Consider the following 10778-nt stretch of genomic DNA (forward strand, 5'->3'; position numbering starts at 1 on the left):
CGACAGCGAGTTGATGCCCGTCGACGTCGAAGTCGACAGGCTCGTCACATTGCTGTTCGTCGTGCTCAGACCCGTCGCCAGCAAGCTGATCCCGGTCGAGGCCGACGTGGACAGCGAACTGACGCCAGTCGACAACGAGCTGGCCGTCGTCGAAGTGGAAGTCGACAGGCTGTCCAGATTGCTGTTTGTCGTGCTCAAGCCCGTCGACAGCAAGCTGATCCCGGTCGAGGCCGACGTGGACAACGAACTAACGCCGGTCGACAGCGAACTGGCCGTCGTCGAGGTGGACGCCGACAAGCTAGCGACGTTGCTGTTCGTCGTACTCAGGCCCGTCGACAGCGAGTTGATGCCCGTCGACGTCGAAGTCGACAGGCTCGTCACATTGCTGTTCGTCGTGCTCAGACCCGTCGACAGCAAGCTGATCCCGGTCGAGGCCGACGTGGACAGCGAACTAACGCCGGTCGACAGCGAACTGGCCGTCGTCGAGGTGGACGCCGACAAGCTAGCGACGTTGCTGTTCGTCGTACTCAAGCCCGTCGACAGCGAGCTGATGCCGGTCGAGGCCGACGTGGACAGCGAACTGACGCCGGTCGACAACGAGCTGGCCGTCGTCGAAGTGGAAGTCGACAGGCTGGCAACGTTGCTGTTCGTCGTGCTCAAGCCAGTCGACAGCGAGCTGACGCCGGTGGACAACGAGCTGGCCGTCGTCGAGGTCGAAGTCGACAGGCTGGCGACATTGCTGTTAGTCGTGCTTAAGCCGGTCGACAACGAACTGACGCCGGTGGACAGCGAACTGATGCTGGAACCAACGGTACTCGCGACGGAGTAGAGCTGGCTGCCGTTGATAGCATCAGTGCTGGCCGCGGTAATCCGGCCCGCCGCCACATTGGTGATCTGTCGCTCTGCGCCAACGGCACCGACGCTGACGACGCTCGTCGGCGTGGCGCCTGCGAACGTGCCATAGGTCGTCGAACCGATGGTGGAGCTGCTCGTCGGGTTGGGTGCGGCGGTCACCGAACCCGAACCCAACGCCACGTCGTTGGCATTGTTTGCTGTTGCGTTAGGGCCCAGGGCCAGAGCTGAATTGCCCAACGCTTTGGCGGTACTTCCAATAGCTATCGACGAGGTTCCGGACGCCTGTGTGGCAGCCGTAGTGGCCCCATCGCTCGACGTGGTCTGAGCAGAGCCGATCGCGATGGCATTTTGTCCGAGTGAACTTGCCAGCGTTGACGCGCTGCCAATGCGCATGCCATATGTTCCGCCAAGCTGATCGGAAAGACCAAATTTCCCGCCGTTGACGTAAAGTTCATTGCCTAATGTCAACGACGTTGGCCCACTGCTGCTAGTGGGATTATAGAAAAGAGCCCTGTTCGTTTGTGTAGACTTGTCGGAGGGTATGCAAATAGTGCTGGTAATCGCACTGATAGCACTGGGGTCCTGAATGTAGGTGCAGCCGTTGTCCGTTCCATCGTTGATATAGAGACCACCTGTCGCCCACGCCTCCCCACTTACGAGGAATGGTATGGCGAAAATGGACCCAAGAACGACACTTTCGAGGACCTTCGAGCGGCTAGGTTTCCCCCGCGTGCGGGTCGTCTCTGATACTGCCACCCAGGCACCGAGTGACTCGTTCCAGATCGAGCGGTACGTCTTATTCATTGCCTATAACCTGAGTTAGCAAAATTTCCGCCTAGGTTATTCACATGGCCGCACCACAAGATCAACAATTCATACAGACGCCCTTGCTATTCACACACAATTCAGACAAGGCTGGCAGCGGTGCCGATCTTCTAAGCGCCTACACCGCCAAGAGACGCACACCATTCTCCGGACGTAGCGCCAGCTTGATCCGCAGTCTATCGGCTTGAACCTGACTAACTGCGCCTCGTACCACACATGCGCCCGTCGGTTTTGCGCCCCGACCTCAGTAGCAATGGCGATGAACATCGCCTCCATTTCAATTGTTTGCAATCTGCGGAGGTAGGAAAACCTACACTTTGCACGCCGGGTTGTTGCCCCATACACCTTCCGTAATCCATTACCAGATGTCCTCACACATGTCGTTCTTCTCGACTTGTCACGTCGCTGCAGTCACCCCAGCCGCGCGGAATAAAATATTGTCCGGCATGTTAGCAACAGCAGCTCATTTAAGGACGACGGTGGCGATGTCGGCCTGTCTTTTGCTTGGCTCCATTGGCGTGGCCGCAGCGCAAGGAAGATCGGTATCTTCCTCCTTCAGCAAGGTCAATAGGGAATATCAGAAGCTGTTCCGCCTGGCCGATGCCAACCAGGACGGTCGACTCTCACTGTCGGAGGTGCGTGATCGTATACCGCGGTTGCTGAAGGAATACTCCGCGCTGGATGCCGACGGAGATGGCATGCTCAGTCGTGGCGAATATACGATCTACGTGCGCAACCACTATCGGAAGCAGAGCGAATAGACTGGTTAGTCTCAGGTGTTGCGCATAGCGTCGTGCGCGTTGCGCTCTTGCTGTAATTTCTGCTCATACTCAGCAATCACCTGGAGCGTGGTTTGCAGCATCAGCGATGCCTGCACTGAGCGTTCTGGCGAATGCCGTGGGTTGTTCCAGCGCCATCGCAGTAATCGGAGATAGGTCATCCAGCATATGCGCCTGTGAAGGAATAGTCACCATGGTCATTTCCGAAGATTGTAGGCGCCTCGCGCCGCGCAAAAAGTCAACTAATGTAAACTGTGCTCTGAATCCAATCGTTTCGAACTCGGCGCCTCCTCCTGCATCCTTGAAGGCAATTACTGTCGAGAGATAGGCATTCTGCGCGTTCCCGTGCTGCCGTTGGGTACGGTAACTGGTTTGCCGCCGAGGTTGGCGGTGAAGTGCCAGTCGATGGTCTGGCTGCTGCCCGTGGTGAGCGCCGCAGGCGTGGCCACGATGACCGGACTGAACTGCCAGGGGGCGGTCGGGTTAGTCACGGGCGTGGACGCCGGTACCGCGCTGGCTGGCGCCAGCACCGGCCCCAACGAGATGACCTGCTGCGCGCCGGTCGAGGGCGGCGTGGGCTGGGTCGGACTGGTGTAGCCATTCACCCAGGGCCGCGCCGGTGAGATCCACCGCGCAGCCCATCAGGGTTGCCGGTGTTGCGCACCTGGCCCTGGCGACAGCGGGAAAATCGCCATCAAGACGCCCTGCACGTTCAGGACCGGTACTGGTTCAGCTAGATACCGGCGGCGTCCATCCCAGCAGGAACACCGTGCGCACGACTCTCCCCAGTTCCTGGGCGGCCAAGTAGAGTCGGTTCTTGCGGCTGTCCGAGCCCAAGCGCCGCAGCAGCAGCGGTGAAGAAATGGGTCCCGGCCTGGATCGACAACGCGACCTGCATCGGGTCCTGCCAGTGGAAGGCTATCAGGTCCCTGTCGACCACGTCCGAGAACAAGCGGTCGATAGGCTTGTACTTGATGGTTGCGACGAGCCTCGCGCCGCAGCCGAAAGCAGCAAAAAAAGGACAACGAGCCCCTGACGCCAACGACATGCAAAGGCAACCACCGATCATTTACGACCCTGTGATCTGACGATGTTGAGCTTTGGATGGCCCGCTTCGGCTAGATTTTTTTCCGATCTAGAATTGTCAATTGTTCGGGATTTGGTATGGCGCAAAAATATTGCGAAAACGGAAAATATCGGTATCCAAAAAAGCCAAATATAAGCTTTTCCATTTGCTAATGATTCTCGCTCCCCAATTATATTCGTCAGAGGCGTACATACCGACACCAGCCAATATCGACACGAACACAAGGCCAAACACGGCAGGCAATACTGGCCAGTTTTCATGGAGGTGGCTGGTCGCAGATATGCTTGGATTCGCAATGGCGTTAATGGGATGGACGCCCTACCGGATGGTGTTCATTCCCGCCGGGTAATTGTTCAACGCCAGGTTGAAGTTGACCGAGTACGTAAACGTATTCGGGCCGCTGAAACCGAAGGTCAGATGCGTGTCCAGATTGACCATGAAATTTGGCGTGGTGCAGACCAGAACAGTGAATACCGGATTGCCCGTTACCGTCACGGGAAGGATCATGTTCACGTTGGCAATCGGGCGTTCAGACATGCGATGACGTAACGCCGTCCGCCGGTCGCGGCTAGTGGTAACTCATCGTGAAAGTCGCCAGCCCCTTTACTGTCCCGGGTGTTACTGGGCCAGTCGAAATATACTGCGCGGTCAATGGAATTTGCGTCGTGCTGACGGACGCACCCACCTGCCACTGATTCGGATTTCCGGCCACTGCCGAATCTGGGCCATAGCTGACAGCCGATCCGCTGCTGTTCAGTACGCGCAGCTTCACTCCCGACGCGGTCGAACCTGTGGCAAGCGTCAGATTGCTGGTCGTGTTGCCGGTATTGGTTGCGTCGGTAAGAGTCACATAGACGTTGGCGCCGGCTTGGCATGACAATCCGATGTTAAAGCGGGTGTTGCCGGTTGTTGTCCCGACGGGGCTCAGCGCGCTGGCCCTGACGACCGGCAACGCGACGCCGACCGATGGCGTCGTCACCGTGCAGGTGGCTGCGACGATCAACGTGTTTTTGACCGAAATTGTCGCCAGCACCGGCGAGGTGACGTTCAAAGGAATATTGTGGCTGGCCAGCGTGAACAGCTGCGGAATGTTGACTGCGCCGCCGCTCGTCACTTGGGCTGCGGTTTTGATCAGTTGATAGGTGAACGTGAAGTTGCCGCTGAACGAAGCGTTGGTCGTGATCGGCGCGGCGAAATCGCCCCAGCTGCCGACGTTGATCGACGACAGCGTCTTGTTGCCATAGGTCACGTCGATCACCCGGATGCCGATGCCGGCGATCCCGGTATTCCACACGCCCGCCACCGGGCTGCCGGTCAACGTCGGGAAATACTGGAGATACCAGCCGCTGTTGGGCGAACCCGGATTCGACGGACAGGAGACGGATACCGTCGACGATTGGAGCGGGCCGATCGCCGTGCCGAGCGGTGTGTCGCGCGGCACGGTGACCGTGCCGAAGCTGATCGCTGCCGAGCCGGTGATCGTGCATTGCAGGGCCGCTTCCGCGGGCAAGCTGGCGGCGAGTCCGGCGCACGCCGCCATGCAGAGCGTGACGAAACGGAACCACTTGCGCGGGACTACGCGCGACAGAGAAAGGATCATTGCGAATTGCCTCCGGCTGGCGAAACCGCCGTTGCCTCGTTCAACGTGCAGCCCCGCGCCGCGCACCACATCGATATGCGCATCGGAACCGCGATCTTCGCCCTTGGGAGGCAAGCGATAGTCCAACGCGTATTGCGTCGGCCACATCGACCTACTTCCCGGCGAGCGTCCCCCGATTGGCGACACTCCGCACGAAGATCCAACTGTCCTGGCTGATCGCACCGACGTTTCGCTGCATGGCAAAAATTCGCGAAGATCACCCAGATTCCATCGACCGCTTTCCGAGCGATGCACCTCCTTGTCGCTGAATCGGCTTACTATCGACAAGTTGGCAGCGCCCCTCCGTTGGCCCCAACTGAAATCCTGCGACTTGCGGGCAAGAGCGACCATTGCATTCGTGAATTTCATTTGCAAACCATTCCCATCGCCGAATATGGCGCGACGCTGCTGGCGGCCTCCGCGGGCAAGCTGTAGGCCACCGAACACTGCTCCGATGGAGCGCCGCCCCATTTGACGATCAGTTCGCCGGCGTCGTTGTGCAATCTGCGCGCGATGATGCGGCTGGCCTGGGCCACGGTGCCGACGCTCTGGCCAGTGGCATCGAAGACCTCCGCGCCGAACGGCAAGGGCTTGCCGTCGCCGGTCCTCGCCTGGAGGATGGCCGTGCGCCCCGCGCTCTCGGTTTCGAACCGCATCCTCACGACGGCACCTGCTGTTGGTGCGACGTGCTGCTCGGTCGATTTGAGTTCCACGTGCAGCGGCAGGCCCTTGGGGTTAATTTCGACGGCGTTGCTGGCGAATGGCGTCAGGCTGGGGACCACCGCACGCCCCCATGGATCGATGCGCAGGCCGCTGGCATTGGCAACGCGGGCGCCGACGGCATCCCTTGCCTCGACGATCGCCAGCGTGTCGCCCATACTGGGCGCCAAGACGATTCCGCCCGAGTAGGCGACAATCCCGCCGGAGATGCCGGCGCCGATCTGCCGGTAGATGCTGCTCCGGCTCGCGTTGACGTTGACCGAGGCAACGGGCGATGCATAGGAGGCATTGCCACCCACGCTGGTGACATCGCGGGTGTCACCGCCACCGCTGTGGCCCATGGTCATGCCGTAGGTGAACGCGTTGTCGACTCCGAGTGCGCCCGTGACGGATTGCTGGATGCCCTGGGCACCGCGGGTGTCGTGCTGCACGCTGGTGAAGGAATATGGCGCATGCTGATCACTCCCCAAGGGGATCCCGACGTTGAGCAGGATGCGGTTGTCCCAGCGGCCCCTTGTAAGGTCGAACTGGCGGGACACCGAGATGCCATAGCTGATGCGCCGGTAGCTGTTGTTGTAACCAAGCTGGAACTGGGTATCGTTGCCGGAGCGGCTCCAGTAGTTCTGAGCACTGCCCGACAGGTAGAAGGATCCGTAGCCCGGCGGCAGCGCCTGGTTCAACGTCAACTGCAAGCGATTGCGCTGGACGCCACTGATGGGCAGGCCTCTGGCATCGCGTTCCATGTCGCGCAATATGACGGCATCGGCAAGGTTCAGGTAGCCGCTGCTGGAATAGCGGTAGGCTGCGAGGGTGACGTTGGTGCCGATGGGCTCCAGCAACTTGCTGTAGACGAGACGGACGCTGTACCCGTTGCGATCCGGCTGCTTCTCGAAGCGCGCCCAGGCCTGGGTGACGTCCATGCCGAGCGCGCCAAAGGAGGTATTGAGGGCCCCGCCTAGTGCCAGTGCGGTGTAATCCTGCGCCGCCAGCAAGCCACCATAACCGGTCAACATATTGGTAAGACCGTGCTGCATCGTGGCCTGCAGCATCTTTGGCGTGCTGCGGACGATGGGGTTCCGGTACTGGCCGGCAGTCACCTGGTAGCGCGTGATGCCCGGACGCAAAGAATTGACCGCCGCCGCATAAGGCACCTTTGAGATGCGCACGCTCCCGTCGGCCTCGTTCACGACCACTTCGAGGTCGCCACCGTAGCCGGTGGGGTACAGGTCGTCAATGACAAAGGCGCCGGCGGCCACCGTGGTTTCGTAGATGATGTTGCCACTCTGGCGGATCTGCACGCGGGCGCTAGTGTTGGCGACGCCCCTGATGGTGGGGGCATAGCCGCGCTGCGACTCCGGGTACATCCGGTCATCGCTGGCCAGTTGCACGCCACGAAAGCCAACGCTGTCGAATATGGTACCGTCGGTGAATGCCTCACCGAGGACGACCTGACTGCGGATGGCGGCAATACTGCGCTGCAGGCTGGTCTGCACGCTCTGATAGTGGGTACCGGCCAGGTTGTCATGGCTCAGGTTGCCGACGTGCCGGAAACGCCATGCACCTACGTTCACGCCGGCGTTGAGACCGACATAGGCGAACGACGTGGACTGTCCCAAGCTGGAGGAACGATAGGCATTCGCGTTGTACTGCAGACGTGCGGCGGTGACTCCCTCGTCCCAGTACTGCGGGTCGACATAGCCACGAGCTCTGCGCTTGAGCGCGGCTTGCGGCAGGCTGATATCGAGTCGCTGTTCTCCATTGTCGAACTCCGCTGTTCCGGCATTCACCAGCTCGGGCAGCGGCGCGCACGGACCGTCGGCAAGGCGGTTCGCCGCATCCGTGAGAAGCTTGACCAGGTCGACGCCAATGCGTTCGAGCAGGGCACGGTCGAAACAGGGCTGCACATTGCGGCTGTCATTGCCGATCTGTCGCACGGAAACCTCGGCGCGCCCAAGCCAGATCTGGTTGACGTAGAGATCCGCGCGATAGGTTCCCGGCAGGGCCACGTTGCCCTTGTTGAACCGACTCACATCGATGCGCCCGCCGCCGGTCTGGCGAAGGAACTGGTCGTTGAATTCGACTTCCGCCACCATCACGGAGCCTGGCTGGCCGGCTCTGGCCACTGTCGCACCCGCTCCGGCGAACAGGCAGACGAGCACCGCACTGATCGGGCTCAAACGGAAGGAGGGCGACTTTGATATCGGAATTTGCATCGTCCTTACTCAATATCGGGCGCGGGGGGTGGATACCCTGAATACGGACACACCCCGGGCTGTTCCGTCACTGGATCACTGAGCGGACGCGGTTCCGAGGTCAATCTCGGCGTCCATCGGGCCCCCGTAGTCGTTGATGGCCTGGTAGCGGAGGCGGCCCGGCGCGCCCGCACCTACCTCGCCCGAAAGCGGGAAGACCTTCGTTTCGCCGGGGCCGACCATTCCGCCATCGTCAAAGCGGGCGGTCTTTCCGCCTCCGGTGGCTTCCAGCGCACTGAAGGAAACGTGATATGCAGTGGGATTGCGCGCTTCGAGGGCCTGGCGGTTGCCCGCCCCAACGAGGCGCCACGCAATCTGCGCCGGAGCCTCACCCACATTGCCCTTGAGGCCGGCGGGGCGGTAGAACAACTTGATGCGCGATCGGAACGCGAACTGCAGGCGATTGACTTCGGCCTCATCGCCGGTGGGCTTGGGCGGTATTTCCACGACGTTGAGCCAGAACACCGACTCCTTACTCGGAGGCAGCGGCTCGCCCGTATGGAGGATGCGCAGCGTCTGCCCTTTGCCGGGATCGATGCGGGACACGGGTGGGGTCACGGTGAACGGGACGGCGATCTCCGCCGGCGCGGCCTTCGCATTGCCGTCGTCGATCCATGCCTGCACAAGCGCCGGGGCCTCGCCTTCGTTGCTGAGTTTGATCACAGCCTCGGATTCTCGTGCGTCATAGATGACCCGCGTTCCGGCAATGACAACAGATGACAGGGTGGGAAACGGGTAGAACAACATGAACACACCGAGCCCTGTGATCAGATGCTTCGTGATCGAATGCTTCATGGGGTTGCAAGTGGAAACGGATGGAATACCTGGAAAGCGGAACGGCAGCGGGGCCGCTCCGCCTTTCAGCGTACCGATGCCGCAACGCCTCGTTGACGCCGACTTACTGGTAGGCGATGGTATAGAGCACGCTGGAGTTCGCCGCACCGGCCGTGGCCGCGCCGGTCGCGACGTACTGGACGAAGTACGATAGGGTGGCGGAACCGTTGCTGATCGCAACCGACTTGGAGTTCTGCGATGCGTCGGCGAACCCGGACTTGATCGCGGTGGCGTCCGAATTCAGCAGACCCAGCTGGACATTGGTGGCGCCACCGGCGTTCAGGATTAGGTTGCCGGTTGTGCTATCAGTGGTCGGACCTGCCTCGAAGAAGGTATGCACGTTGCCCGAATTCGGCGTGCAGTTCGTCAGAGCGATGTTGAACGGCGTACGGCCAGCCGTCTGGCCGGCGCTGGCCAGGGTCGAGCTCGACACGGTCGGCAGCGTGACCGTGAAGTTGTTCGAGGCACTACCGTTGCCGTTGATGGTGCAGGTCTGTGCGGTGATATTACCGTTGAAGGTAATGGTGCCATCGGCTGCCAGCGCATTCTGGGAGATGGCGATGACGCTGGCGGCGATCATGGTGGACAACAGCTTCGATTTCATGGGTGAACCTCAAAGAGAAGAGATGAGACTAGAGAGAGCATGCAGGCGGCCTTTCTATTGCCGAGGCACGCAGCCACTTCACAATTTCGCCCGCACATGGAGGGGCAAAAATGTCCTTTGCCAAGCCATACGGCGATGGAATTTAATACTTGACTTTCGGCGAAGAATCCGTTATCGGCTGGAAATCGTCATACAGGGACGCGCGCGACGCTATCCGTCATGCATCTCCGGAACGGCAATGCACCGCCAATTTCCCGCCCGCCGATCAATCCAAGCCGGTGGGGTCGGTGTGCTGATAGCCAACCTCTCGTACAGATCGAGAAATGCTATAGGGAATGAACCACATGGTTTCGAAATGCAGATATCTGAGGAACTTAATCGCCATCGCCATGGTGGCACGAGGAGTCGGCGGAAATGTAAACAACTGCTACGGATGTCAGGCCTGCACTTACCTGAGTCCAGGACCATCGGCCCCCGGCCAAATTACGTGCAGGCGCGCCAGCCTAGGCACCGTACACGTTCTCGTCCAACGAACCTCAACTCAGGTTTGTTCCCTATTCGTTAGGCCGAACTTTGGCTTCACGAATAGCCTGAATTCGCAGCAGCGCTGGGTTACGGCTATTTGTGAAGCCAAAGTTCGGATTAGTGTCGTGCGAAGCTCGTATTCTGCTGGACTACCATAGCGGCCCCCGGTCGCCAGCGAATGGGGAAATGTGTGTGCCGCATCCAAGGGGTGCTGGCGGTACAGCGTAGTCGCAGCCAGCGCCGCTTAGAAGCTGTTGCGAAATTACCCATAGGGTCTGTTAACTTTTTCGAGCCGGTGTTAACTTCCTGTCTTGTTTTGCCTGACAGGAAGCGATGCCCGGAGAGCTGATAGACGACGAACTGTGGTCACTCATCGAACCGTTGCTGTCGGCGCGAGCGCCGCGCAACCGCCGATATGCAGGGCGCAAGCCGACGCCAGACCGAGCGGTGCTAACTGGCATCGTGTTCGTTCTTCGCTCTGGCATCGCCTGGGCCGCAAGAGTTGGGCTGTGGCTCGGGCACCGCATGCTGGCGGCGGCTGGTTGCATGGCAGGAGGCTGGCGTCTGGCAACGCATCCACCAGACACTACTGTCCGAATTGCGCCGTCGCGGCCAACTCGACATGGCGCGCGCCATTGTCGACAGCTCCTCGGTTCGC

At 60.3% G+C, this 10778-nt stretch carries 9 protein-coding genes and 2 pseudogenes; 3 read left to right on the forward strand and 8 right to left on the reverse strand.

Annotation, left to right across the window (positions count from 1 at the left end):
• Positions 1–1659: ESPR-type extended signal peptide-containing protein (locus AC07XB_RS38385; RefSeq protein WP_494752834.1), on the reverse strand; the 1659-nt coding region annotated here is incomplete at its 3' end.
• Positions 1660–2057: 398 nt separating this feature from the next.
• On the opposite strand from AC07XB_RS38385, the gene AC07XB_RS38390 reads away from it, so the two are divergent.
• Positions 2058–2441, forward strand: a complete 384-nt coding sequence (locus tag AC07XB_RS38390; protein ID WP_492831292.1) for an EF-hand domain-containing protein — start codon at positions 2058–2060, stop codon at positions 2439–2441.
• Between the two features lie 11 nt (positions 2442–2452).
• Here AC07XB_RS38390 and AC07XB_RS38395 read toward each other — a convergent pair whose 3' ends face one another.
• Positions 2453–2620 carry a hypothetical protein gene (locus AC07XB_RS38395; RefSeq protein WP_492831291.1) on the reverse strand — a complete coding sequence of 56 codons (168 nt, stop codon included), beginning with the start codon at positions 2618–2620 and terminating at the stop codon, positions 2453–2455.
• Between the two features lie 244 nt (positions 2621–2864).
• On the opposite strand from AC07XB_RS38395, the gene AC07XB_RS38400 reads away from it, so the two are divergent.
• Complete coding sequence (locus AC07XB_RS38400; protein ID WP_492831290.1) at positions 2865–3056, forward strand: hypothetical protein; 192 nt, start codon at positions 2865–2867, stop codon at positions 3054–3056.
• Between the two features lie 153 nt (positions 3057–3209).
• On the opposite strand, the pseudogene AC07XB_RS38405 reads toward AC07XB_RS38400, so the two are convergent.
• The 6 genes and pseudogenes from AC07XB_RS38405 to AC07XB_RS38430 form a co-directional block, all read right to left on the reverse strand.
• Positions 3210–3429, reverse strand: a pseudogene (locus AC07XB_RS38405) (Tn3 family transposase); the annotation flags it as partial.
• A gap of 435 nt (positions 3430–3864) precedes the next feature.
• Positions 3865–4083: a hypothetical protein gene (locus AC07XB_RS38410; protein WP_492831289.1), complete on the reverse strand. Its 219-nt coding sequence runs from the start codon at positions 4081–4083 to the stop codon at positions 3865–3867.
• A gap of 31 nt (positions 4084–4114) precedes the next feature.
• Positions 4115–5293, reverse strand: coding sequence for a fimbrial protein (locus AC07XB_RS38415; RefSeq protein WP_492831288.1), 1179 nt, complete (start codon positions 5291–5293; stop codon positions 4115–4117).
• Between the two features lie 257 nt (positions 5294–5550).
• Positions 5551–8118: a fimbria/pilus outer membrane usher protein gene (locus tag AC07XB_RS38420; RefSeq protein WP_494752835.1), complete on the reverse strand. Its 2568-nt coding sequence runs from the start codon at positions 8116–8118 to the stop codon at positions 5551–5553.
• A gap of 75 nt (positions 8119–8193) precedes the next feature.
• On the reverse strand, positions 8194–8952 hold the full coding sequence (locus tag AC07XB_RS38425; RefSeq protein ID WP_492831287.1) for a fimbria/pilus periplasmic chaperone: 759 nt from the start codon (positions 8950–8952) through the stop codon (positions 8194–8196).
• A gap of 103 nt (positions 8953–9055) precedes the next feature.
• Positions 9056–9595, reverse strand: a complete 540-nt coding sequence (locus AC07XB_RS38430) for a fimbrial protein (protein WP_492831286.1) — start codon at positions 9593–9595, stop codon at positions 9056–9058.
• Between the two features lie 858 nt (positions 9596–10453).
• Between AC07XB_RS38430 and AC07XB_RS38435 the strand changes: the two are divergent.
• Positions 10454–10778, forward strand: a pseudogene (locus AC07XB_RS38435) (transposase); the annotation flags it as partial.

Source organism: Cupriavidus sp. GW821-FHT02F09 (genome assembly GCF_059421605.1).